21 protein-coding genes are annotated in these 21,660 nt (G+C 65.8%); 10 read left to right on the forward strand and 11 right to left on the reverse strand.

Annotated features, from left to right (window positions below):
* Window positions 1-22: 22 nt before the first annotated feature.
* A complete protein-coding gene (locus tag ACSBP4_RS13045; protein WP_435552461.1) occupies window positions 23-322 on the forward strand; it encodes a PadR family transcriptional regulator in 300 nt (99 codons plus the stop codon).
* An 85-nt stretch (window positions 323-407) separates the two neighbouring features.
* Here ACSBP4_RS13045 and ACSBP4_RS13050 read toward each other — a convergent pair whose 3' ends face one another.
* The 5 genes from ACSBP4_RS13050 to ACSBP4_RS13070 all read right to left on the reverse strand — a co-directional run bounded on the left by ACSBP4_RS13050 (window position 408) and on the right by ACSBP4_RS13070 (window position 5,015).
* Window positions 408-815, reverse strand: a complete 408-nt coding sequence (locus ACSBP4_RS13050; RefSeq protein ID WP_435552462.1) for a PIN domain-containing protein — start codon at window positions 813-815, stop codon at window positions 408-410.
* On the reverse strand, window positions 812-1,042 hold the full coding sequence (locus tag ACSBP4_RS13055) for an antitoxin VapB family protein (protein WP_049964682.1): 231 nt from the start codon (window positions 1,040-1,042) through the stop codon (window positions 812-814). The genes ACSBP4_RS13050 and ACSBP4_RS13055 overlap by 4 nt, the downstream gene beginning before the upstream one ends.
* An 82-nt stretch (window positions 1,043-1,124) precedes the next feature.
* Window positions 1,125-2,270 (reverse strand): acyl-CoA dehydrogenase, encoded by a 1,146-nt coding sequence (locus ACSBP4_RS13060; protein WP_049964683.1) that lies wholly within the window; start codon window positions 2,268-2,270, stop codon window positions 1,125-1,127.
* A gap of 161 nt (window positions 2,271-2,431) precedes the next feature.
* Entirely contained in the window at window positions 2,432-4,084 is a 1,653-nt protein-coding gene (locus ACSBP4_RS13065; protein WP_049964684.1) for a long-chain fatty acid--CoA ligase, read from the reverse strand.
* A 283-nt stretch (window positions 4,085-4,367) separates the two neighbouring features.
* Window positions 4,368-5,015 (reverse strand): SDR family oxidoreductase, encoded by a 648-nt coding sequence (locus ACSBP4_RS13070; protein ID WP_435552463.1) that lies wholly within the window; start codon window positions 5,013-5,015, stop codon window positions 4,368-4,370.
* A gap of 152 nt (window positions 5,016-5,167) precedes the next feature.
* On the opposite strand from ACSBP4_RS13070, the gene ACSBP4_RS13075 reads away from it, so the two are divergent.
* Both ACSBP4_RS13075 and ACSBP4_RS13080 read left to right on the forward strand, forming a co-directional pair.
* A complete protein-coding gene (locus ACSBP4_RS13075) occupies window positions 5,168-6,226 on the forward strand; it encodes a phytoene/squalene synthase family protein (protein WP_006182039.1) in 1,059 nt (352 codons plus the stop codon).
* 131 nt (window positions 6,227-6,357) lie between these two features.
* On the forward strand, window positions 6,358-7,836 hold the full coding sequence (locus ACSBP4_RS13080) for an HTTM domain-containing protein (RefSeq protein ID WP_435552464.1): 1,479 nt from the start codon (window positions 6,358-6,360) through the stop codon (window positions 7,834-7,836).
* Window positions 7,837-7,878: 42 nt separating this feature from the next.
* Here the strand turns inward: ACSBP4_RS13080 and ACSBP4_RS13085 are convergent, their stop codons facing one another.
* Together ACSBP4_RS13085 and ACSBP4_RS13090 are read right to left on the reverse strand one after the other, a co-directional pair.
* Window positions 7,879-9,231: a hypothetical protein gene (locus tag ACSBP4_RS13085; RefSeq protein WP_435552465.1), complete on the reverse strand. Its 1,353-nt coding sequence runs from the start codon at window positions 9,229-9,231 to the stop codon at window positions 7,879-7,881.
* Window positions 9,232-9,292: 61 nt separating this feature from the next.
* Window positions 9,293-10,147: a 3-hydroxyacyl-CoA dehydrogenase family protein gene (locus ACSBP4_RS13090; RefSeq protein WP_049964690.1), complete on the reverse strand. Its 855-nt coding sequence runs from the start codon at window positions 10,145-10,147 to the stop codon at window positions 9,293-9,295.
* A gap of 114 nt (window positions 10,148-10,261) precedes the next feature.
* On the opposite strand from ACSBP4_RS13090, the gene ACSBP4_RS13095 reads away from it, so the two are divergent.
* The 3 genes from ACSBP4_RS13095 (at window position 10,262) to ACSBP4_RS13105 (ending at window position 12,910) form a co-directional block, all read left to right on the forward strand.
* Window positions 10,262-11,020 (forward strand): DUF7409 domain-containing protein, encoded by a 759-nt coding sequence (locus ACSBP4_RS13095; protein WP_435552515.1) that lies wholly within the window; start codon window positions 10,262-10,264, stop codon window positions 11,018-11,020.
* A 225-nt stretch (window positions 11,021-11,245) separates the two neighbouring features.
* Window positions 11,246-12,040: a class I fructose-bisphosphate aldolase gene (locus ACSBP4_RS13100; RefSeq protein WP_435552466.1), complete on the forward strand. Its 795-nt coding sequence runs from the start codon at window positions 11,246-11,248 to the stop codon at window positions 12,038-12,040.
* Window positions 12,041-12,910 carry a class 1 fructose-bisphosphatase gene (locus ACSBP4_RS13105; RefSeq protein ID WP_435552467.1) on the forward strand — a complete coding sequence of 290 codons (870 nt, stop codon included), beginning with the start codon at window positions 12,041-12,043 and terminating at the stop codon, window positions 12,908-12,910. It abuts the gene before it with no gap.
* Window positions 12,911-12,935: 25 nt separating this feature from the next.
* On the opposite strand, the gene ACSBP4_RS13110 is transcribed toward ACSBP4_RS13105, so the two are convergent.
* Together ACSBP4_RS13110 and ACSBP4_RS13115 are read right to left on the reverse strand one after the other, a co-directional pair.
* Window positions 12,936-13,160 (reverse strand): hypothetical protein, encoded by a 225-nt coding sequence (locus ACSBP4_RS13110; RefSeq protein ID WP_006649254.1) that lies wholly within the window; start codon window positions 13,158-13,160, stop codon window positions 12,936-12,938.
* A 98-nt stretch (window positions 13,161-13,258) separates the two neighbouring features.
* A complete protein-coding gene (locus tag ACSBP4_RS13115) occupies window positions 13,259-14,431 on the reverse strand; it encodes a hypothetical protein (protein ID WP_435552468.1) in 1,173 nt (390 codons plus the stop codon).
* A gap of 691 nt (window positions 14,432-15,122) precedes the next feature.
* Between ACSBP4_RS13115 and ACSBP4_RS13120 the strand changes: the two genes are divergently transcribed.
* Window positions 15,123-15,473 carry a DUF5658 family protein gene (locus tag ACSBP4_RS13120; protein WP_435552469.1) on the forward strand — a complete coding sequence of 117 codons (351 nt, stop codon included), beginning with the start codon at window positions 15,123-15,125 and terminating at the stop codon, window positions 15,471-15,473.
* Between the two features lie 160 nt (window positions 15,474-15,633).
* The gene (locus tag ACSBP4_RS13125) at window positions 15,634-16,329 is read left to right on the forward strand and encodes a hypothetical protein (protein ID WP_435552470.1); all 696 of its coding nucleotides are present in this window, start codon (window positions 15,634-15,636) and stop codon (window positions 16,327-16,329) included.
* Between the two features lie 14 nt (window positions 16,330-16,343).
* On the opposite strand, the gene ACSBP4_RS13130 is transcribed toward ACSBP4_RS13125, so the two are convergent.
* Complete coding sequence (locus tag ACSBP4_RS13130) at window positions 16,344-17,744, reverse strand: NAD-dependent succinate-semialdehyde dehydrogenase (protein WP_435552471.1); 1,401 nt, start codon at window positions 17,742-17,744, stop codon at window positions 16,344-16,346.
* Between the two features lie 119 nt (window positions 17,745-17,863).
* Between ACSBP4_RS13130 and ACSBP4_RS13135 the strand changes: the two genes are divergently transcribed.
* Window positions 17,864-18,076, forward strand: coding sequence for a hypothetical protein (locus ACSBP4_RS13135; protein WP_006649259.1), 213 nt, complete (start codon window positions 17,864-17,866; stop codon window positions 18,074-18,076).
* A 75-nt stretch (window positions 18,077-18,151) separates the two neighbouring features.
* On the opposite strand, the gene ACSBP4_RS13140 is transcribed toward ACSBP4_RS13135, so the two are convergent.
* Window positions 18,152-19,438 carry a Cdc6/Cdc18 family protein gene (locus tag ACSBP4_RS13140; protein WP_006649260.1) on the reverse strand — a complete coding sequence of 429 codons (1,287 nt, stop codon included), beginning with the start codon at window positions 19,436-19,438 and terminating at the stop codon, window positions 18,152-18,154.
* Between the two features lie 959 nt (window positions 19,439-20,397).
* On the opposite strand from ACSBP4_RS13140, the gene ACSBP4_RS13145 reads away from it, so the two are divergent.
* Window positions 20,398-21,654, forward strand: coding sequence for a Glu/Leu/Phe/Val family dehydrogenase (locus tag ACSBP4_RS13145; RefSeq protein ID WP_435552472.1), 1,257 nt, complete (start codon window positions 20,398-20,400; stop codon window positions 21,652-21,654).
* Window positions 21,655-21,660: the final 6 nt, after the last annotated feature.

Below are 21,660 nucleotides of genomic sequence, written 5' to 3' on the forward strand. Positions count from 1 at the left end.
GCCGGTGGCCCGACCCCGCGGTATGACCAAGTGGCTCCGGAGCGGCCGCCGGCGGGACATCTGTTTCCTGCTCGCCGCGGCCGCGGACGGCGAACTGCGCGGCCAGCAGCTGAAAACGCGCCTCGAGTCCCACTACGACGACCGGCTCGAGCCCAAGTCGTTCTACGGTTCGCTGTCGGCGCTGGTCGACGCTGGATTCGTCGAGAAGCGAACCGAGGGACTGCACGACGTCTACGCGCTGACCGACGCTGGCGAACGGCGGATGCGGGACCACGCCGAATGGGTCGGAGCGTGTCTAGATACTGGTGGAGAATCAGCGTAAGTGCCGTTTTGAATCGAATCGGTGTGAGAATGCGTACGACCACGATCGGAGGCGATGGGGCGACCAGAGGCACCAGTCGACTCGATTACCGGTACGTCTCGACATCGATACCGGAGATCGTTTCGAAGTGAGTATCGCCAGTGAGGACCGGTTCGTCGCGCTCGAGCGCGGTCGCAGCGACGACCGCATCTCCCTTGCCGATCCCCGGCCCGTCGCCGGCAGCCGCGTCGGTTAGTCGCCGACCGAGGAGACGACCGGCACGTCGCGAGAGACTCGGCGTCATCGGCACGAGCGGATAGGAGTCCAGGACGGCCTCGACGCGCTGCCGTTCGGCTGTCGTGTGCGCGACTTTTCCGACGCCGATATAGAGTTCCAGCACCGTCATCGTCGGAATGACCAGCGGAACGCCTTCGGTCTCGAGTTCCCGTTCCTTCTCGAGGGCTTCGTTGATGCCGTCGATAACGTCCAAAACGAAGCTCGTATCGACGATCATTTGAACCGATCGCCGACGTCTCGGACTTCGTCGCGATCGACACGATCGGCCTCGTCGATAGCCGTACGCATCTCGTCTACCTGTTCCGCGTCGAATACGTCTCGGAGATCGCGAAGTGATCGACCACCGATGAGCCGTTCGACGGCCTCGCTAAACGACTCGTCGCTTCGTTTCTTCGATTTGATCCGTTCGTACACGTGTTCGTCGAGGCGAACTTGCTGTGACATCCCTGTTGACAGCGTTGACGCTACAGGCGGATCAATATTTGGGCGACGAAGGTAGTACTGAGATGGAGTCGGCGAAGCGGCGCTACTCCTCGAGCAACTGGTCGCCGATCGTGTTGCGCAGCACTTCGCTGGTTCCCTCGTAGATCTCGTTGAGCTTGGCGTCGCGGTAGAACCGCTGGGCGGCGAAGTCCTTGGTGTAGCCGTAGCCGCCGTGGATCTGGATGCCCTCGTTGGCGACCTCGCGGCTGACTTCGGAGGCGTAGAGCTTGGCCTGCGAGGCGTCCTTGATGTAGTCCTCGCCGCGGATCTTCTTGTCGGCGGCCTTGTGCATGAGCATCTTCGCGGCCTGGATCTTGGTGTCCATGTCCGCGAGCTTGTGCTTGATCGACTGGAACTCGCCGATGGGCTGGCCGAACTGCTCGCGCTCGTTCGCGTAGTCGCGGGCCTCCTCGAAGGCCGCGCGGGCGATGCCAACGCCGCGGGCGGCGATCGTGATCCGGCCGCCGTTCAGGGTCTTCAGCGCGTGGACGAAGCCGTCGCCTTCATCGCCGAGTCGGCGCGTTTCGGGGATCCTGAGATCGTCGAACCGGAGTTCGGCGGTCGGACAGCCCTTGTCGCCGAGTTTGTCCTCGGTGCCTTCGACGATGAAGCCGTCGTCCTCCTCGGGACGGACGATAAAGGACGAAATGCCCTTGTTCCCCGCGTCGGGATCGGTCTTGGCGAAGAGCGTGACCGTATCCGCGACGGAGCCGTTCGAGATCCAGAGCTTGCCGCCGTTGATGACGTACTCGTCGCCGTCTTTCTCGGCGGTGGTCTCCATCGCCGGCACGTCGCTGCCCGCACCGGCCTCCGAGAGCGCGAACGCCCCGATGTCCTCGCCCGCCGCGACGGGGGTCAGGTACTCCTCCTTCTGGGACTCGTCGCCGAACTCGTAGAGCATGTTGCCCGCCAGCGAGGTGTGGGCGGCGACGATCGTCCCCAGGCCGCCCGAGCCCCGGGCGATCTCCTCGAGCCCGATCGCGTAGGAGTGATAGTCCAGGCCGGCACCGCCGTACTCCTCGGGGAAGGGCATCCCCATCAGCCCCAGTTCGGCCATCTGGTCGACGAGGTCCTGTGGGAACTCGTCGTCGTGGTCGATCTCTTCGGCGACGGGGACGACCTCCTCGTCGACGAACTCCGACACCATGTCCCGAATCTGTTGCTGCTCGGCCGAGAGTGCAAAGTCCATATGGCGGGATTAGGAATCATGATCCTTTACTGTTCTCTCTTTGCGCTATCGTGTCTATCAGTGTCATGAGAGGGAACGTCGTGCAGTAGTGTCTCGACCGGCAGTAATCGACGACGAACCGCAGGTACGAACGCGGACCCAAAAATCGGCAGCCGATCGCCTCAGTTCTCGTCCGGCGCGGCGTCTTCCGGAACCTGTCCCTCGACGAGGGACTGGTCGGCGTACTCCTCGCGGATGTCCTTCTTCGAGAACTTGCCCGTCGCCGTCTTGGGCACCTCCTTGATGAACTCGATCTCGTCCGGGAGCCACCACTTGGGATACTCGTCGGCGAGCATCTCGTTGACCTCGTCGACGAGCGCGTCCCGATCGGCTCCCTCGGCGGGGACGACGAACGCGACCGGTCGTTCCTGCCAGCGCTCGTGGGGGACGCCGACGACGGCCGCCTCGGCGACGCCGTCGTGAGCCATGATCGCGTTCTCGAGTTCGACCGAAGAGATCCACTCGCCGCCCGATTTGATCACGTCCTTCTCGCGGTCGACGATCTTGATGTAGCCGTCCTCGTCGACGGTGACGACGTCACCCGTCTTGAGCCAGCCGTCCTCGAAGTCCGCCTCGTTGGCCTCGGGGCGCTCGAAGTACTCCGTCGTCACCCACGGCCCGCGGATCCACAGTTCGCCGAACTCCTGTCCGTTCCACTCGATCTCCTCGCCGTCGTCGTCGATGACCGTGAACTCGAGGCCGGGAACGACCAGCCCTTGCTTACCGCGCTTTTCGACCCGCGTGTCGTAGTCCGCGTTCTGCAGGTCGGATTTGAGATGGGAGACCGCACCGATCGGCGCCATCTCGGTCATCCCCCAGGCGTGAAGCACCTCGACGCCCTGGGTGTCGAACCACTCGATCATCGATTTCGGCGCGGCCGAGCCGCCGACGATGACGGTATCCAGCGTCGAGAGGTCGACGTCGTTCTCCGTACAGTACTCCATCAGCCCCAGCCAGACGGTCGGGACGCCCGCGCTGATCGTCACGCCCTCGTTTTCGATGAGGGACGCGAGGTCTTCGGGCTCGGGAGAGGGGCCGGGGAAGACCTGTTTGGCCCCGCCGGCGGTCGCCGTAAACGGCATCCCCCAGGCGTTGACGTGGAACATCGGCACCACGGGCATGACGACGTCGTCGTCGGCCATCGGGATGCCCTGTGGCGTCTGGGAGGCCATCGTGTGGCTCCAGAGCATCTGCTGGGTGTATTCGACGCCTTTCGGGTTGCCAGTCGTCCCCGAGGTGTAACACATCCCCGCGGGCTGTTCCTCGTCGACGTCGGGCCAGTCGTAGTCGGTCTCGTGGCCGTCGATGAACGACTCGTACGGTGTTGCCTCGAGGTCGTCGGCCGGCTGGCTCCCCATGACGACGAAGTCGATACCGTCGAACTCGTCGTCGGCGTCGGCGACGGCACCCGCGAGTTTCGGCGCGAGCGACTGGTCGACGAAGATCAGTTCGTCGTCGGCATTGTCGACGATGTACTGGATGTGTGCGTCGGGGAGCAACGGGTTGATCGTATGGAGCTGTGCCCCGATCGATGGCACGGCGAAATACGTCTCGAAGTGGCGCGAGTGGTTCCAACAGAAGGTTCCGACCCGATCACCTTCCTCGATTCCGTACTCGTCGAGCGCGTTCGCGAGTTGGCTCGTTCGCTGCTCGTACTCGCCGTACGTGTATCGTTGCATTCCATCGTGATTCCGGGAGACGATCTCCGTCTCGGAATACAGCTTGCTTGCCCGCCACAAGAACGGCCGAAGCGTTTGATCAGTACCTGCTGGCATGTCGTCCTATATAGAGGGAGAAATACTGTATTATTCTTTCCATACATATGATGGGGTTCGGACGCTTCTTCCGCCCCAACGTATCGTCTGCAGTCCCCGTAACGGCTGAAGTTTCGGCGATACAATCCGTCTCGGCCGAGACAAGTGCGAGTCCGAGAAGTGGCCGGCCACCGGCGACCGAAACGACTCACACACCGACCGCACGGCAGCCGTACGGTCGGACGTCCATCGACTGCCAGTATAGAACAGGGACTCGTCTATGCAGTCCGTTCCGCGACGGGGATCAGCTCGAGCCGACGGCCTCGAGCGCGTCCGGAATCGGGTTCTCGCCCGAAAGGATCTCGAACGTCTCGCCGACGACGGGCTCGCAGTCGATCGCGGCCACGAGCGTCGCGGCCACGTCCTCGCGCGGGATGTCATCCTCGCCCAGCTCGAGCCCCTCGGCGGCCCGGATCTCGCCGGTGCCGGGTTCGTCCGTCAGTTCACCCGGCCGCACGATCGTGTCCGCGCGCCCGCTGTGTCGGAGGTACTCGTCGGCTTCGGCCTTCGCGATCAGGTAGTCTCGCAGCGGTTCCGGCCCCGCATCCGGGTCGTCTGCCCCCATCGAACTGAGCATGACGAACCGGTCGATGCCCGCCTCGCCCGCGGCGTCGATCAGGTTGATCGCGCCGTCGCGGTCGACGCCGTAGACGTCCTCGCCGCCGGAGCCGGCCGCGAACACGACGGCGTCACAGCCCTCGAGCGCGCGCTCGAGCGTGGACGGCTCGGTCAGGTCCGCAACGACCGGCTCTCCGCCCAGTCGTTCCAGTTCCTCCCGCTGGGACTCGTCGCGAATCATCGCTCGCGGGGTGTAGTCGCGTTCGGCTAGCAGCGCCGTTACGTGCTGACCGACCCCGCCGTGGGAGCCGGCGACGAGTATCGACTGATGCATGGGTCCGGATTCGCCGCTCGCACGCATACGGGTTTCGGCGGGAGTTGCCGGCCCCCCCGATCGGTCGGGCCGGCCCGCTCGGAGCGCCGGGCGGAAGAGCGCGCCGCGACCGCGGTGTTTTTCCGGGATGATAACCAAACTAACTCGAGTAGATGACCACGGGCCAGCCCGAACCCAAACCAGACGCCGACCTCGAGGACGACCTCGAGTGGTGTTACGATGCGGTTCACGGCGTTTCGCGGACTTTTTCGATCACGATCGATCGGCTCGAAGAGCCGATGGCGAGACACATCTGTCTCGGCTATCTCCTCTGTCGGATCGCGGACACCATCGAGGACGCCGGCCACATCCCGCCGGCGCGACAGACCGAACTGCTCACGCGGTACGACCGGCTGCTCGATCCCGATGCGACGGAGTCGGTCGACGCGTTCATGGACGACATCGAGCCCTGGATTCCCGACGACCGCAACGACGACTGGGAGGTCGTCGCCCGGACCCCCCGCGTCCTGCGGACGTTCGAGTCCCTCGACGAAGAGCCCCGCGAGATCATGCGCGACCCCGTCCGAGAACTCGTCGACGGGATGGCGATGTTCACCGACCGGTACGCCGACGAGGGCGGCCTGCGCTTACAGACCATCGAGGAACTCGAGGAGTACTGCTGGTACGCCGCCGGCACCGTCGGTACCCTGATCACCGGGCTGGTCGCCCGCGGCACCTCACAGGACCGGGCCGACGAGATGCGGGAGAACGCCCGCTCGTTTGCCCTCCTCCTGCAGCTGGTCAACATCGCGAAAGACGTCGACGACGACTACCGCGAGGAGAACAACGTCTACCTCCCCGCCGAATGGCTCGCCGCGGAAGATGTCGACGTCGAGGCAGTCACCGACGAGGCCCACCACGGTGGCGTCACGAACGTCATCAAGCGGGTGACAGGCCGCGCCGAGAGCTACCTCGACGACGCCCAGCGATACCTCGAGGTCGTCCCCGAACACAACGGCAACCGCCTCTCGGCGTGGGCGATCCCCTATCTGCTGGCGGTCGGCACGCTCCGCGAACTGCGCGAACGGCCCGAGGACGTGGTCCGCGAGGGCGACGTGAAAGTCTCCCGGGCGGAGGTCTTCGCCCTCCTCCAGCAGTTCGAGGACGGCGTCTCCCGCTCGCGACTGGCCGAACTGCGCGAGCAGATGGCCAACCAGCCGCTTCATCAGTGAACGGCAACCACTGCGCCTGAAACGCCCGACGAGGGCCGTTCTCGAGCCGTCGAACCGAACCGGCAGCGCCGTTTCCCGGCTCGCGGCGGAGACACAAGACGTATGCGAGCGTCCTGACGAGTTCTACCCCGATGGTCCGTCCCGCCCTCGAGCGCCGCGTCGGCATCGACGAGCGCGCGCTGGCGGTGTTTCGCATCGCGCTCGGCGGCCTCCTCCTGTTCGACGTCTCTCACCGGGTGCGGTTTCTCAACGCCTTCTACACGGACGACGGCGTGTTGCCGCGGGCGCTCCTCCGCGAACAGTACGCGCTCGGACGCTACTCGGTTCACGCGCTGTCGGGCGAGCCGTGGGTCCAAGTCGTTCTGTTCGGCTGTTCGGCGCTCCTCGCGGTCGCACTGCTGGTGGGCTACCGGACGAGAACCGCGACGGCCCTCGCTGCACTCTTGCTCTTCTCGCTGCACTTTCGCAACCCGTTCGTCCTGAACGGGGCCGACAGGCTCCTGCGCGAACTGCTGGTACTTGCCGTCTTCCTCCCACTCGGCAACCGCTGGTCGATCGACGCTCGAGAGAGGGCGGGACGGAACGACGCCGCGACGCGAGCAGGCAACGACGCGCTGATCGCGACGCCGGCGACCGCGGCGGTCCTCGTTCACGTCGTCACCCTGTTCGTCGGCAACGCCGTCCTCAAGACCGAGGGCAGCACCTGGTATAGCGGCGACGCCCTCGGCTACGCGCTCCGGCAGGACCAACTGACGCTCCCGCTCGCCGACGCCGTCGCGACCTACCCGTTCGCGCTCACGGCCGGCACCTACGCCTGGGCGGGACTCGTGACCGGCGCACCCCTGTTGCTCCTGCTTACCGGCCGTCTCCGAACTGCCTACGCCGGGGCGTTTCTGACCGCAGTCTCCGGAATGGCGTTCTCGATGGCCGTCGGCCTCTTCCCGGCGGTCCTGTTCGCCGCGGTCCTCCTCTTTCTCCCACCGGGCATCTGGGACGCTCTGGAGCGCGTCGCCGCCGGCGCGGTCGATCGGGTCGCCCCGCTCGAGCGCGCTCTGACGGCCTGCCGGCTCAGGATCGATCGCGTGACACCGCCGCGGTCCGTCGGCTCGCCGCTGCCGTCGACGGTCCGGAACCGAATCGGTCGGTATCGATCGGTCGCACTCGTCGGCGTTCTGGCCGTCGTCCTCCTGTGGAGCGGACTGCTGCTCGGCGCGACGGCAGGCCTCGAGCCGGCCGACTCGCGGGTGCCCGACGACTATCGGTGGACGATGTTCGCACCCGATCCGAGTACGACCGACGGCGGGTTTACGGCGGTCGGCCACGTCGACGGCGGGCCCGATATCGACGTTCTTCGCGGTGCCGCCGTTCGGGCCGACCACCCGCCCGCGGCCGACACGGGCCCCGACTTCCGCTGGCGGAAGTATCTCTATTCGCTGCTCGAGAGCGACGCCCGCGCCGATCGGTTCGCGGGCTACATGTGCGAGCGGGCGACCGCGGCGAGCGGGAGCCCCGTCGAGAACGTCACCGTGACGTACACTGAACGGCGGATCGCGCTCGAGGGCGAGGCCCCGCCGCCGGAGACGACGACGGTCGTCGAACGGTCGTGCTGAGAGCGGGGACGAACTGCGACAGGGAGTCGGGAGATTACGCCGTCAGCCGTCCGCGGCCGCGAGCGTTCGGCCGAGCAGCGCCAGCGGATAGCCGAAAATCCCCACGACTGCGACCCACGGCAGGAAGACGAGCATGCCGACGAGGACGGTCCAGACGCCGATCGGACTCGCCGGGTAGACGAGCGCGCCGACGGCGCTCGGAACGAGCGCGGCGGCCCCGAGTAGCGCGACCGGACGCCGGTCGCGCTCGAACGCGTGGCCGATCGGCAGGAAGAGTGCGGTAGCAACCCCGAACAGGAGCGGTAGCGCGTACACGACCCCGCCGGCGAGCGCTCGCGTGTAAGCGGCGGCGACGAGCGTCGCGAAGACCGCGAGGACGAACAGCCCGCGCGTCTCGAGTCGGGGACCGATCCGTGCGGCGGCCAGCCCGAGCAACGCGTATCCGACTCCCAGCGACGACAGCACGACGGCGGCCGGCGGAAACACCCGGTCGGTCGCTACCGCACCGTAGGCGAGGAAGCCGATCGCACCGCCGATGCCGACGGCGACCAGCAACCGCTCGAGCGTCGCCGCATCGACCGTCGGCCGCTCGAGGCCGAGGCGGCTGGTCACCCGCTCGACCACGGCGGATCCGCGGCTGGAACGGCCGATCACGATACCGAGGAGACCGATCAGCGCGCCGGGGACGGCCCCGATAGCTAACCCGCAAGCAAGCGCTGGCGGCCCGGTCACGTGGGCGATCGTCGCGTAGCCGCTCGCGGTACCGAGGAGGCCGCCCTCGCCGTAGGTGACGTACGTCTGGTCGTCGAAGCCGCGGTCCCGTGCCCCGTCGTTCTCGTTCGTCCAGGTCGCCTCGTTACCGTCGACGTCGGCGGCGGGGAGACGGTTCGTGATCACCGTTCCGTCGGGCGTATGGATCGTCAGCCGCTCGGCCGCCAACTCGTAGCGCGTGGACGACGTCCCGGTCGCGAAGTAGTCGATAATCCAACTGTCGCCGACGCCGCGACGAGCGACGTCGTCGACGGTGTAGTTCACCACGACGGTGTCGTCCTCGACCGTCGCCTCGACGGCCCGAACGTCGCCATCTGCGGCGTGAGAGTGTGCCCAGGCGTCGTCGACCGCGGCCTCGAGGGCGCTCTCGTTGGACCGATAGCGTTCGGCGGCCGAGTCGGTGACGGGGATCCGGGCGTGCCATAGCGAATTACCGGTCTCGTCGACGTAGACGTCGAGGGTTCCGTGATCGGTCGCGCCCGCGACTTCGGCGTCGTTGGCGACGCTGGGACCGCAGACGCCACAGAGCTGTGTCGGAGGCGGTGCGGCCGCCACCGCGACGACGGCGATCAGTCCGACGAGACACCAACAGAGGAGGAGCGGGAGAACACGGGCGGTTCGCATCGTCTTCGAAGACGCATGTCGGCACCAAATAAATTATGCCAAGCTGAAACGACCGGCGCGGCTATTCGTACTCGTAGAACCCCTGCCCCGTCTTCTTACCGAGGTCGCCGGCCTCGACCTTCCGCTTGAGGAGGTAAGCTGGCTTGTACCGATCACCTAACTCCTCGTGAAGCGTCTCGGAGGCGTGGAGACAGACGTCGAGCCCGATGTGATCGGCCAGCGTCAGCGGTCCCATCGGCACGTTGGTCCCGAGTTCCATTCCCGTATCGATGTCGTCTTTGGAGGCGACGCCCTCGTCGTAGGCGCGGATCCCCTCGTTGATCCAGGGCATCAGGATCCGGTTGGTGACGAAGCCGGGCTTGTCGTCGGCCTCCCAGGTCGTCTTCCCGAGGTCCGCGGCGAGGTCGTGGGCCAGTTCGGTCACTGTGTCGGTCGTCTTCTCGCCGACGACGACTTCGACGCCCTCCATGATCGGCACCGGGTTCATGAAGTGCAGCCCGATCACGCGCTCCGGGCACTCGAGGTCGCTGGCGATCGAGGTGATCGAGAGCGTACTCGTGTTCGTCGCCAGCACTACGTCGTCGGCACACACCCGCTCTAAGTCGGCGAAGACCTCCCGCTTGACCGCGAGTTCCTCGAGGGCGGCCTCGACGACCAGATCGCAGTCGCCGAGATCGTCGAGGAGCGTGGTCCCCTCGATCCGGTCGCGGATCGTCGCCGGCGCTTCCTCGAGGGCACCCCGGCTCTCGAGGCGGCTGAGACTGTCGTCGATGGTGTCGAAGCCGTTCTCGACGTACTGCGATTCGATGTCGCGCATGACGACCTCGTAGCCGTTCGTGGCGGCGACCTGTGCGATGCCGCTGCCCATCGTCCCCGCGCCGACGACGCCGATCCGGTCGAGCTGCTCGCGAACCATACGCTCCCTTCCGTCGTCGCGGCCGTAAGCGTGCTGGTCGGCTGGAGTCGTGTCGGCGCGCGAGGGTAACTTTCAAGACGAGACAGTGTGAGCTACGCACGACCGGTGAATCGCGTGAGCAAGGAAGAAGTCGTCAGCGACGCGGAGACGGGAGCCGGCCCGGCGAGCGATGGGGAGGACGGAAACACGACCGTCGTCGACATCGGGATCACCGTCGACGTCGGCGACGACACCGCCGATGTCGCCGACGACGGTTCGGACCCCGTCGAACTCGCCTTCGACGAGGACGAACTGCTCGCGGCGACCGACGCCGCGACCGTGGACACCGACGACGAAGCCCCCGCGGGTTCGGAGCGGGACGCGGCGATCGAACCGACCGAACGCGAGGCGCTCGCGGCCGCCGGCATCGACCCCGAGGCAGTCGTCGACAAGGAGTACTCCTATCGACTGTTGCTCGAGGACGGGGTCGACGAGGACGTCGCGGCCGCCCTCCGGAGGCGCTTCTCGCTGCCGTGGTCGTTCGAGTCCGACGGCGATCTCCAACGGCGCTCGAGCGAGGTCCGCGGGCTCGGCGCGGCCGAACGCGAGTGGATCGCGGTCAGCGACGACGAGGACTGGCAGGCCTTCGAGTACGACGAGGCGGCCGTCTCGATCGGTCGTGAGCGCCCCTCACAGCGGCCGTATCCGAAGCCGACGCCGGTGACGGCGGTCACCGGGGTCGGCCCGGACGACGCCGATCGGCTGGCCGAGGCCGGGATCCAGTCGGCCGAGCGGCTGGCGACGATCAGCGCGATGACCGTCGCCACGGCGCTCGATCTGAACGTCCTGCACGTCCGTACGTGGCGACACAACGCCCGCGAATTGCTCGAGTGACGACGGCGATAGCACGGTGACGCTGTCGCTAGCACTCGTCGCTCGAGCCGACGCCGCGTTGGCAGTCGGCTCCCGATAGCTGATTTCGATCCCGTTTCGAGTACTCGATGAGTCGGATCGCCGTCACGTCGCACGGCTCGAGAGAGTGCGATTACTACACGTATACTCAATTTCGACAATCAGGACCATCAGAGATTTATAGCGCACTGTTGGACCGTCTAACAGATGATTCCGATCGACGATTCCCCGATCGTACGCGACGGCAAGTCACTGATTCTGGCGATGGACCACGGTTTAGAACACGGCCCCGTCGACTTCGAGGAGGTTCCCGAGAAGCTCGACCCGTCGACGGTCTTCGAGACGGCGACCCACGACGCCGTCTCCGCGATGGCGGTCCAGAAGGGGATCGCCGAGGGCTACTATCCCAGCTACGAGGACGACGTCAACCTGCTGCTGAAGCTAAACGGCACCTCGAACCTCTGGATGGGCGAGCCCGACTCGGCGGTCAACTGCTCGGTCGACTACGCCGCCGAACTGGGCGCCGACGCCCTCGGATTTACCGTCTACGGCGGCTCGAACCACGAGATCGAGATGGTCGAGGAGTTCCGCGACGCCCAAGAGAAGGGCCGCGAGTACGACCTCCCCATGGTCATGTGGTCCTACCCGCGCGGCCAGGGGCTGAAAAACGACACCAAGCCCTCGACGATCTCCTACGCGACGCGGCTGGCCCTCGAGCTGGGTGCCGACATCGCGAAGGTCAAGTACCCCGGGAGCCCGGACGCGATGGCCCACGCCGTCGACTGTGCCGGCGACATGAAGGTCATCATGTCGGGCGGGTCCAAGACCTCCGACTACGAGTTCCTCTCGCAGGTCGAGGCGGTCATCGACGCCGGCGCGAAGGGGCTGGCCGTCGGTCGAAACGTCTGGCAGCGCGAGGACCCGACGCGGCTGCTGGACGCCCTCGAGAAGGTCATCTACGAGGAGGCGACGGCCGACGCCGCGCTCGAGGCCACCGAATAGATGACGGTCTCGGACCCGGTCGTCGAGGACATCGTCGCGACGATCAGTCGCTCGGCGACCGAGATACGGCAGGGACTGATCGGCCGCCGCGGGACCGTCGACGAGGAAAACCCAAGCGGCGAGACCCAGGCCGAGGCGGATGTCTGGGCCGACGAGTTGCTCGGCGAGCGCCTCACCGGGATCGACGGCGTCGGTCAGTACGCCAGCGAGGAGCGCGCCGAAATCGTCGACTGCGGTGTGGATCCGGCCGACGGCGACGCCTACGCCGTCGCAGTGGACCCGCTCGACGGCTCCTCGAACCTCAAGTCCAACAACACCATGGGGACGATCTTCGGCGTCTACGACGCCGCACTGCCCGCCCGCGGTGAGACGCTCGTCGCAGCCGGCTTCGTCCTCTACGGCCCGATCACGACGATGGTGATCGCCACCGAGGAGACCGTCGCCGAGTACGAACTCTCCGGGGGCGAGCGGAACGTCGTCGACGACGACGTGACCCTCCCCGACGAGCCGGTCGTCTACGGCTTCGGCGGCCGTGTCCCCGACTGGCCCGCGGACTTCCGCGAGTACGCCCGCGAGATCGAGGCCGAACTCAAACTCCGCTACGGCGGCGCGTTGATCGGCGACGTCAATCAGGTACTGACATACGGCGGCACCTTCGGCTACCCCGGCCTCGAGTCCCGGCCCGAGGGCAAACTCCGCCTGCAGTTCGAGGGGAACCCGATCGGCTACGTCGTCGAACGGGCCGGCGGGCGCTCCTCGAACGGGGACCGCTCGCTACTCGCCGTCGAGCCCGACGCCCTCCACGATCGCACGCCGGTCCACGTCGGCAACGACGAGCTGATCGAGCGCCTCGAGGCGGCCCTCGCGTAGCCCGCCGATCCATTTTTTGGTATCGTCAGTCGATCCAGGCGGCCGTTACGGCGACGTAGACGCCAACACCGACGAGCAACAGCGCGTAGAACGCCCAGCGGGGCCAGCCGGTCGCGAGGAACGCCAGGGTGAGAAACAGGACCCACAGGGAGATGGCGATCAGATCCCCGACGACGCGGCCGATCGTCCGGACGGCCGTTCTAACAGGTCCGGTCGCGCCCTCCTCGGACCGACTGGTATCGTTACGCATCGCGGTTCGGTCCTCGTGGCTCCGGTCGATCGTCGGTTCGATCCTCGTGGCCCCCGTCGGTCGTCGATACGATCCTCGTGGCCCCCGTCGGTCGTCGCTCAGAAGTGATAGCCATGTGTTTCGGTCAGTCGATAGGCCCCCACGCCCCAGACGTAGCTCTGGCCGGGCCACCAGGTCCGGGCGTTGTTGAAGCCGGCGATGAGGACGTCGTCGGGCCCGCCCTCGGGATCGCGGTGGTAGCTCACGGAGCCGCTATCGCCGTCCGTGAGGTCCATCTCGCCGCCCCAGCGGAGTTGGCCGCGCCGGCAGAAGTCGTCCGTGAAACAGGTCACGGCGTCGATTCCCTGTATCTTTCCCACCGTGTGACCGGTCATCGCACCGACCTTCTCGAGTTCGGCGTCGCGTGCGACGAGCGTCGCGAGGCCGAACTTGGTGAACTGGCCCCGCACCCGCGGGCTCGAGGGGGCGTCGATCCTGTTCGTCGGTTCGATGCCGCCGGTCGGTTCGACGGTCGCGACGTCGGCGACCGGGTGGTGGTGCGCGACGGTCCCTAGTTCGGCCGCGTCGTCGCCCCCGACGGGCAGCGAGAGGGATTCCTCGGTCGACCCCTCGATCCCGTCGAAGGCATGATCGGCCGTCACGAAGAACCGCCGTTCCCCGTCGGGGTGATACAGCGCCGGACCGAGCGTCGCCAGACTCGTCGGCGTCTCGCAGGCGACGCCGCTGGGGACGCGACCGTCCGTACCGGGGTAGCCAAGCCGGGGTTCGCTCGCCTCGGAGTCGTCCCCGATGTCGTCGACATCGATGAACGTCTCCACGTCGATCTCGACGCCCTCGGCGAGTTCGCCGAGCAGTTCGTTCACGGAATGCCCCTCGCTCGAGACGCCGACGGAGACGGTTGCGGTCCCGCTATCGAAGTCACCGGGGACGACGGCACTCCCGAGGTAGCCGGTGAACCCGACCCGGGACAGGAGATCATTGATTTCGAGCGCCTTCTCGACGGCGGCGTACCACGCTGCAGGGACGCGTTCCGTTCGCTCCCGGATCGACCACGGGTCGGCCGGGTCGTCCCTGACGAGGGCAGTGACGACGGGGACCTCGCCGTCGCCGGCGGCGAGGAAGTCGTCGACGCCGATCCAGTGGGCCATCCCGAGGGCGTAGCCACCGCCGGCGACCGTCCGCAGGAACTCGCGTCGGTCCAGTCCCCGCCCGATCCGGTCGCGAAGCGTCGCTCTCCGTTGTCCCGAACGTTCGGTGTGTACCTCCGACATATCGCTATCTACCCCGCTCCACACTATTGGAACGGATCGCTAACCGTCGAAACGAACGGCCATTCGACGGAAAGCCGTGCTGCCTGCAATTGCCGTCGAACGTCTTTCTCGCGGCCGGATCGTCGGTCGGCAGCGGCCGTGGTGCTGCCCGCCAGTCGATCGCGGCCTCTCGGACACCCATATAACGCGGACTCCCACGTAACGCGTGGACTACTGAACGCGAGCGTTCGTATCATCGGACCCGACAGTGTATGATGTCTCCGTGCTGGTGACCACGGAGACAGAACGCACTCTCGAGCGGGCCGCGCCATAGTCGATCCGTCTCCCCTCGCGACGACCGCCACACGATCAGTGGCGATCCGTCGGCGCGACCCCTCTCCCCCTCTACTGTCTCATCCAGTCCGTGATCAGTTCGTGTGACCGTCCGACATGGAGACGACGGTAACGACAGTATTCGGCCGGCAGGAGATCCAGTATCATGTGGTTTCGACGCATAGCTGACCCCGCCTTCGAAGTACGACCCGGTTACAACCCCGAAATCGTCGCGGCTGCCGCCCGAACCGTTTGCCGTCGATTGTAAGCGATTACCAGCGACGGCGATCCCCCTACGCCTGCCATAACAATACCCCGCGTACTGGTACGGGTTCTTGCTCCCGACGGCAGCGGTCGGTTCGATTCCGGCCGGGAGTCTATGAGTTCCGAGCGCGCGACCCCAGGCCAGTGGCTGCCGGGCGATGTGACGCCCGTCGACCTCGAGCGGCTGCTCTGGGGGCTGGTCGCGCTCTCGCTGGTCGCCGACGTCGTCACGACCTTCGTCGGGCTCAACCTCGGGTTGGCCGAGTCCAACCCTGCGGCCCGCGGCGCGATCGAGAGCTACGGCGTCGTCGGCATGCTCGGGCTGAAGGCGTTCGCGGTCGGCGTCGCGCTGGCCTGCCGGCCTCTCCTCGAGCGGGCGTATCGGCCGATCGTGCCCGCGGGGCTCGCGGTGCCGTGGCTGGCCGCTGCAGTTCTCAACGTCTATACGATCTCGACGGTCGTGTGAGCGGCCGAAGACGGGCGGGACCAGTGGCGGTGTCGTCGAACGACTCGAGGAAGGGAGACAATCCGGCGGTTCCGGTTTCAGATTCTGCAATGCCCCCCATTTCCTAAACGGCGTTTCACCGTACCAACGGGCTCGAATGAAGCGGAGACAAGTCGTACGATTGGTTGCACTGAGCGGCGTCGCAGTTCCGCTTGCCGGCTGTTCGAACGAGGCGGCCGAGGGCGATGACGAGAACGACGATACGGATGGCGACACTGACGACCAAGACGGTTCCGCCGACGAATCGGACGAACGGGAGTTCTCCGGGACCGGATCGGAGGCGCTCGAGGACGTCAGTGTCGAGGGCGGGCTCACCGTCGTCGACGCTACCCACGAGGGCGACGGCGAGTTCCAAGTTCGGTTGATTCCCGAGGAAGACGACGGTAGTGAGGACGACACGGAAGACACAAGCGAGACGGAGTCAACTGGGACGCTGTTCGCCGATTCGTCGGGCGAGTACGACGGACAGACCGCGTGGCATATGGAGGGCGGGACCTACCAACTCAGCGTCGTCGCCGGCGGCGATTGGACGGTGACCGTCCGCGAGCCGCGTGAGACCTCCGGGGATTCCATGCCCGTGTCCCTCGAGGGAACCGGAAACGAAGTCCACGGTCCGTTCGAGTTCGACGGATCGCACCAGCCCTCCGGCGACTACGACGGAACGGAGATCAACGTCACCATCCTCTCGACGACGCGGGAGGCCACCCAGTTCGTGTTTCACGAGGACAGTATCGAGAACCCGACCGAGTTCGAGTTCGACGGCGTCGGCTACGTCGAAATCAAATCCGACGGCGAGTGGTCGGTCGACATCGAGTGACCGGCAGCGGCCGATCACTCGACCCTATCGGCCTCGTCGCCGGCGTCCTGCTGGATCCAGATCGTCTTCGTGTTGACGAACTCCGTGATCCCGTGTTCGGCGAGTTCCCGGCCGTAGCCCGAGTCCTTCACGCCACCGAAGGGCAATCGAGGATCGGATTTGACGAGTTCGTTGACGAAGGCGAGCCCGGACTCGAACTGCCGGGCGACCCGCTCGCCGCGCTCGAGATCCTCGGTCCAGACGCTCGCACCGAGACCGAAGCGGGTGTCGTTTGCCTTTTCGATGGCGGCGTCCTCGTCGGGGACCCGGAACACGGAAGCGACGGGGCCGAACAGTTCCTCCCGGTCGGCGGGGGTGTTCTCGGGGACGTCCGTGATTACCGTCGGCGGGTAGTACGCGCCGTCGCGGTCCATCGGCTCGCCGCCCAACTCGAGTTCGCCGCCTTGCTCGACCGTCTCCGCGACCTGCTCGTGGAGTTCCTCCATGAGGTCCGGGCGGGCCTGCGGCCCGAGGTCGGTGGCCTCGTCCATCGGATCGCCGACCGTCTGGGCCGCCATCTCGTCGATAAAGCGGTCGACGAACTCGTCGTAGACGTCGTCGACCACGACGAACCGCTTGGCCGCGATGCAGGACTGGCCGTTGTTGATGAGTCGCGCCTGGACCGCCGTCTCGACCGTCTCGTCCATGGGGGCGTCCTCGAGGACGACGAAGGGGTCGCTCCCGCCCAACTCGAGGACCGACTTCTTGAGCTGGCTGCCGGCGGTTTCGGCGACCGCCCGACCCGCGGCGTCGCTGCCGGTGATGGTGACGGCTCGGATCCGGTCGTCCTCGATGACCGCGTCGATCTCGCTCGAGTCGATCAGCAGCGACGTGAAGGCGCCGTCGGGAAACCCCGCTTGGTCGAAGACGTCCTCGATGGCCCGGGCGCAGCCGGGGACGTTCGAGGCGTGTTTCAGCAGGCCGACGTTGCCCGCTGCGAGGTTCGGCGCGGCAAAGCGAAAGACCTGCCAGAAGGGGAAGTTCCAGGGCATGATCGCCAGTACCGGCCCCAGCGGCTGGTAGGCAACGACGGTGCGGGCGCTCTCGTCGCCGGCGATCACCTCGTCCTGGAGGTGTTGTGCCGCGTTCTGGGCGTAGTAGTCACAGACCCACGCGCATTTCGCGACCTCGTCGCGGGCCTGCCCGATCGGCTTCCCCATCTCTTCGGTCATCAGTTCGGCGTACTCGTCGGTGTTCTCCCGAAGGACGTCGGCCGCCCGGGCGAGCAGCCGCTGTCGGGTCTCGATCAGCGTCTCCGACCACTCCGCGAAGGTCTCGGTCGCGCGCTCGAGTCGGGTCTCGCGTTCCTCGTCGGAGGTCGCCTCGAAGCTGTCGACCACGTCGCCCGTCGCCGGGTTCGTGCTTTCGATTGACATGCGGTGACCGACCATGACGAATCGCTTAGTACGCGGGGCTGCCAACCAATGGTGAGTCGATCCGTCACGGTCGTTCGTGCCACACAACCCCTATGTCGGTCGAATCCCTACGAGCGACCATGTCAACTGACACGTCCCACGACGATTTCGAACCGCCACCCGAAGCGCGGAAGACCGTTCTCTTCTGTCCGGACTGTGGCCACGAGAGTCCGGTTACCGGCGACTGGGAGACCGTGACAGCCGGCGACGAGCGACTGCTCGTCTGTGTCGACTGTGGCTGCGTCGTCGATCGGCGATCGCGACGCCGGCGCGAGACCGTGAAAGCGGTCTAGCGCGGGACCGGGGGATGGTCCCACACCCCTCGTTCAGAGTGAAACGCGTGTTCGAGGTGGTGGTAGTTCGACGGATCAGGAAAAGGACTCGAGATCGGCGTCGCGGTTCCCGGTCGACGGCCCCGTCTCCCGAAGTCGGTCGTACGTCGGCAGGTCCTCGAGCGAGGCGTCGCGACGGACCGCCTTGACGATGTGTTTCGGGTCGGTCACGAGCCGGTGCAAGAGGTAACTCCCCTGTGACCGACCGCCACCGGTCTTCTCGGATTCGATGACGCCGAGAAACGCCTGCTCTTTGAGTTGGCGATAGAGGCCGTTTTCGGTGATCGGGTCGGTCGCGACCAGCTCACAGATGCCGACGTAGCGCTCGTACACCTCCCGGGTCTTGTACGTCTCCCGATCGCCCGTGATGATACAACTGGCGAGCGCATAGAGGGCGAGTTTCGCGTGAACGGTCGCGCCGCTCGTGAGTTCTTCGATGCGGTTGATCTCGGCGACCTCCTGAGCCTGCTGAATGTGGGTCTCCGAAACCGTCTCGCTGTCGGTGCGGCGGGCGAGTTCCCCGGCTTCCTTGAGGATCTCGATCGCTTTTCGTGCGTCGCCGTGTTTCTTCGCCGCGAGGGCGGCACAGAGTTCGATCGTTCCGTCCTCGAGGACGTCGGGCTGGAATGCGTCCTCGCGATTGCGCATGATCTCGCGGAGCTGGGAGGCGTCGTACGGATGGAAGAACAGCTCCCGGTGGCCGAAGCTGCTGTCGATCCGCTCGTCGAGGGTCTCCCGGTACTGGACCTTGTTGCTGATCCCGATCACGCCGATGTAGGCGTCGGTCTTTCGGGCCTCTCGAGCGCGCGAGAGCTGCATCAGAATGTTGCTGTTGTCCAGTTTGTCGATCTCGTCCAAGATGACGATGACGGCGTCGAAACAGTCCTCGAGAATCCCCCAGATGTGCTGGTAGTACTCCATCGTTCCGACGCCGCGAAGCGGGATGTTCTGCTGGTAGTCGGTCTGGTCTTTCAGACTGAGTGCCAGCTGTCGGGTCGCACGGGTTTCGGTGTTCGCTTCGGAGCAGTCGACGTAGAGAACGGCACAATCGATGTCGTTGCCGCGGGCGGCGTCCTGGGCCCGCGTCGAGACGTGTCGTGAGATCAGACTCTTTCCGGTCCCCGTTTTGCCGTATATCATCACGTTGTTCGGCGGATCACCACGCGTGATCGCACCGACTTCGGCGGCGACGGACTGGATCTCGTCGTCGCGCCCGACGATGCGGTCCTCGTCGGGAACGTGACCGACGTGGAGGAGTTCCTTCCGATCGAAGATGGGATCATGAGATTCGAAGAGCGGGTCCCCACCGGTCTGCTCGGCCATAGTTCAGATCTGGAGACGGACATTATAAACCTGTGGAAGCCCGTTCAGACTGATAGTGAACAGAGATAGAACTGTTACTGTCTATTGAAGGCCGTTTCGGAGTATCCGTACTCGCTGCCGGGTGCAGACTGAACTGTGAACGCCCGTCGGGAACAGGCCCACACCCCGTTCAGACTGAAAGCAGTCGATAAGCCGTAGTCGCCAACCGGAGTGTACACCGAGTTCGCGTGGAACGTCGAGAGTGCGACGGATGCAGCTTTCCGGAACGTCTCCTCTCCCTCTCCTCCATCTAGAAATAGTATTATATATTACGGTAGCAGAAGATATTGCAACATCTTACAGTACCAAATCGTAACAATCGCTTGTGTCCCCCGCGGGTCGATTCCGTCGGTCACAACCAGGTACCGCTCACTCGGTATTCACTCTGAATGGGGGGTGTGGGTCCGGTACTACGAATCGCAAACCGTCCGATCGCGTTCGATCGGATCCCCCGCCGTTCAGAGTGAATCCGGTCATCCCCTCACGATCCCGTTTCACTCTGAACGAGGGGTGTGACTACCCCATCGATCGTGATCCGTCGATCGCCGGGATGATTCCGAACGCCCGGCGACACCGCCCGGCTTTTCACTCTGAACGAGGGGTGTGCCACCGGGTTATCGGCCCGCGCTCGAGACCGGGCCCCGAAACGGGCGGTAGAGAACTGACCGATCGCCCATCCGCTCGAGTGCGGAGGCGATCGTGTGCGATTGTTGCGATTTGGTGCTGCAAGTCGACCTCGAGGGCGCGGTCGCCCCCCAACTGGACCCGCGTCGAAGGCGTCGTGACCCGGCCGGAGCAACCGGCGAAATCGACTGAACGGTCAGTATATAGGGTACTTAGGTCAGCCTTGGAGAACGTGCATCTCTTTCCATGATAGATATTCGCTACGCTTATCCCTTGGTCCCCGAAACCCCTCGCGTATGAGCGAAGGGACCAACCCGTTCGAAAGCTTGCAATCACAGATCGACGACGCGGCGGCGTATCTCGACGTCGGCGACGACGTGATCGAGCGACTCAAACACCCCGAGCGAGTCCTCGAGACGAACCTCACGATCGAACGCGACGACGGAGACCTGGAGCGCTTCAAGGCCTTCCGCTCGCAGTTCAACGGCGACCGCGGGCCCTACAAGGGCGGCATCCGCTACCACCCGGGCGTCTCCCGCGACGAGGTCAAGGCCCTGTCGGGCTGGATGACCTACAAGACCGCGATCGTCGACATCCCCCTCGGCGGCGGGAAGGGCGGCATCATCATCGATCCGAACGACTACTCCGAGAGCGAACTCGAGCGGCTCACTCGCTCGTTCGCGAAGGAACTCCGGCCCATGGTCGGCGAGGACCGCGACGTGCCCGCGCCCGACGTGAACACGGGCCAGCGGGAGATGAACTGGATCAAAGACACCTACGAGACCCTCGAGAACACGTCGGAGCCGGGCGTCGTGACCGGGAAGGCGCTGGATTCGGGCGGCAGTGAGGGCCGCGTCGACGCGACCGGCCGCTCGACGGTCATCGCCGCCCGCGAGGCCTTCGACTACCTCGACAAGGACCTCGAGGGCGCGACCGTGGCCGTCCAGGGCTACGGGAACGCCGGCTGGATCGCCGCCCGACTGATCGACGAGATGGGCGCGACCGTCGTCGCCGCCAGCGACTCGAGCGGCGGGATCTACAACCCCGACGGCTTCGATCCGGTCGCGGCCAAGGATCACAAGAACGAGACGGGCAGCGTCGTCGGCTTCGAGGGAAGCGAGGAGGAGATCACCAACGAGGACGTCCTCACCCTCGATGTCGACCTGCTGATCCCCGCGGCACTGGAAAACGCGGTCGACGCCGACCTCGCGGAAGACGTCGAGGCCGACGTCATCTCGGAAGCCGCAAACGGGCCGCTGACGCCCGCGGCCGACGAGGTCCTCGAAGAGAAAGACGTCTTCGTGATTCCGGACATCCTCGCGAACGCGGGCGGGGTCACCGTCTCCTACTTCGAGTGGGTACAAAACCGCCAGCGCTTCTACTGGTCCGAGCAGCGGGTCAACGAGGAACTCGAGGGCGTCATCGTCGACGCCTTCGACGCCTTGATCGAGGCCTACGAGGAACACGACCTCGAGAACCCCCGGACCGCGGCCTACGTCGTCGCGGTCCAGCGGGTCGCCGACGCCTTCGAGGAAGCCGGGACCTGGCCCTGACCGACG

Source organism: Natrinema sp. CGMCC1.2065 (genome assembly GCF_051225675.1).
GTDB lineage: Archaea > Halobacteriota > Halobacteria > Halobacteriales > Natrialbaceae > Natrinema > Natrinema thermotolerans.

What these genes read in the sequence shown, in the direction of transcription:
- ACSBP4_RS13045 (WP_435552461.1), top strand. Translation starts at nt 23, where the DNA reads ATGACCAAGTGGCTCCGGAGCGGCCGCCGGCGGGACATCTGTTTCCTG.
- ACSBP4_RS13050 (WP_435552462.1), bottom strand. Translation starts at nt 815, where the DNA reads ATGATCGTCGATACGAGCTTCGTTTTGGACGTTATCGACGGCATCAAC.
- ACSBP4_RS13055 (WP_049964682.1), bottom strand. Translation starts at nt 1,042, where the DNA reads ATGTCACAGCAAGTTCGCCTCGACGAACACGTGTACGAACGGATCAAA.
- ACSBP4_RS13060 (WP_049964683.1), bottom strand. Translation starts at nt 2,270, where the DNA reads ATGGACTTTGCACTCTCGGCCGAGCAGCAACAGATTCGGGACATGGTG.
- ACSBP4_RS13065 (WP_049964684.1), bottom strand. Translation starts at nt 4,084, where the DNA reads ATGCCAGCAGGTACTGATCAAACGCTTCGGCCGTTCTTGTGGCGGGCA.
- ACSBP4_RS13070 (WP_435552463.1), bottom strand. Translation starts at nt 5,015, where the DNA reads ATGCATCAGTCGATACTCGTCGCCGGCTCCCACGGCGGGGTCGGTCAG.
- ACSBP4_RS13075 (WP_006182039.1), top strand. Translation starts at nt 5,168, where the DNA reads ATGACCACGGGCCAGCCCGAACCCAAACCAGACGCCGACCTCGAGGAC.
- ACSBP4_RS13080 (WP_435552464.1), top strand. Translation starts at nt 6,358, where the DNA reads ATGGTCCGTCCCGCCCTCGAGCGCCGCGTCGGCATCGACGAGCGCGCG.
- ACSBP4_RS13085 (WP_435552465.1), bottom strand. Translation starts at nt 9,231, where the DNA reads ATGCGAACCGCCCGTGTTCTCCCGCTCCTCCTCTGTTGGTGTCTCGTC.
- ACSBP4_RS13090 (WP_049964690.1), bottom strand. Translation starts at nt 10,147, where the DNA reads ATGGTTCGCGAGCAGCTCGACCGGATCGGCGTCGTCGGCGCGGGGACG.
- ACSBP4_RS13100 (WP_435552466.1), top strand. Translation starts at nt 11,246, where the DNA reads ATGATTCCGATCGACGATTCCCCGATCGTACGCGACGGCAAGTCACTG.
- ACSBP4_RS13105 (WP_435552467.1), top strand. Translation starts at nt 12,041, where the DNA reads ATGACGGTCTCGGACCCGGTCGTCGAGGACATCGTCGCGACGATCAGT.
- ACSBP4_RS13110 (WP_006649254.1), bottom strand. Translation starts at nt 13,160, where the DNA reads ATGCGTAACGATACCAGTCGGTCCGAGGAGGGCGCGACCGGACCTGTT.
- ACSBP4_RS13115 (WP_435552468.1), bottom strand. Translation starts at nt 14,431, where the DNA reads ATGTCGGAGGTACACACCGAACGTTCGGGACAACGGAGAGCGACGCTT.
- ACSBP4_RS13120 (WP_435552469.1), top strand. Translation starts at nt 15,123, where the DNA reads ATGAGTTCCGAGCGCGCGACCCCAGGCCAGTGGCTGCCGGGCGATGTG.
- ACSBP4_RS13130 (WP_435552471.1), bottom strand. Translation starts at nt 17,744, where the DNA reads ATGTCAATCGAAAGCACGAACCCGGCGACGGGCGACGTGGTCGACAGC.
- ACSBP4_RS13135 (WP_006649259.1), top strand. Translation starts at nt 17,864, where the DNA reads ATGTCAACTGACACGTCCCACGACGATTTCGAACCGCCACCCGAAGCG.
- ACSBP4_RS13140 (WP_006649260.1), bottom strand. Translation starts at nt 19,438, where the DNA reads ATGGCCGAGCAGACCGGTGGGGACCCGCTCTTCGAATCTCATGATCCC.
- ACSBP4_RS13145 (WP_435552472.1), top strand. Translation starts at nt 20,398, where the DNA reads ATGAGCGAAGGGACCAACCCGTTCGAAAGCTTGCAATCACAGATCGAC.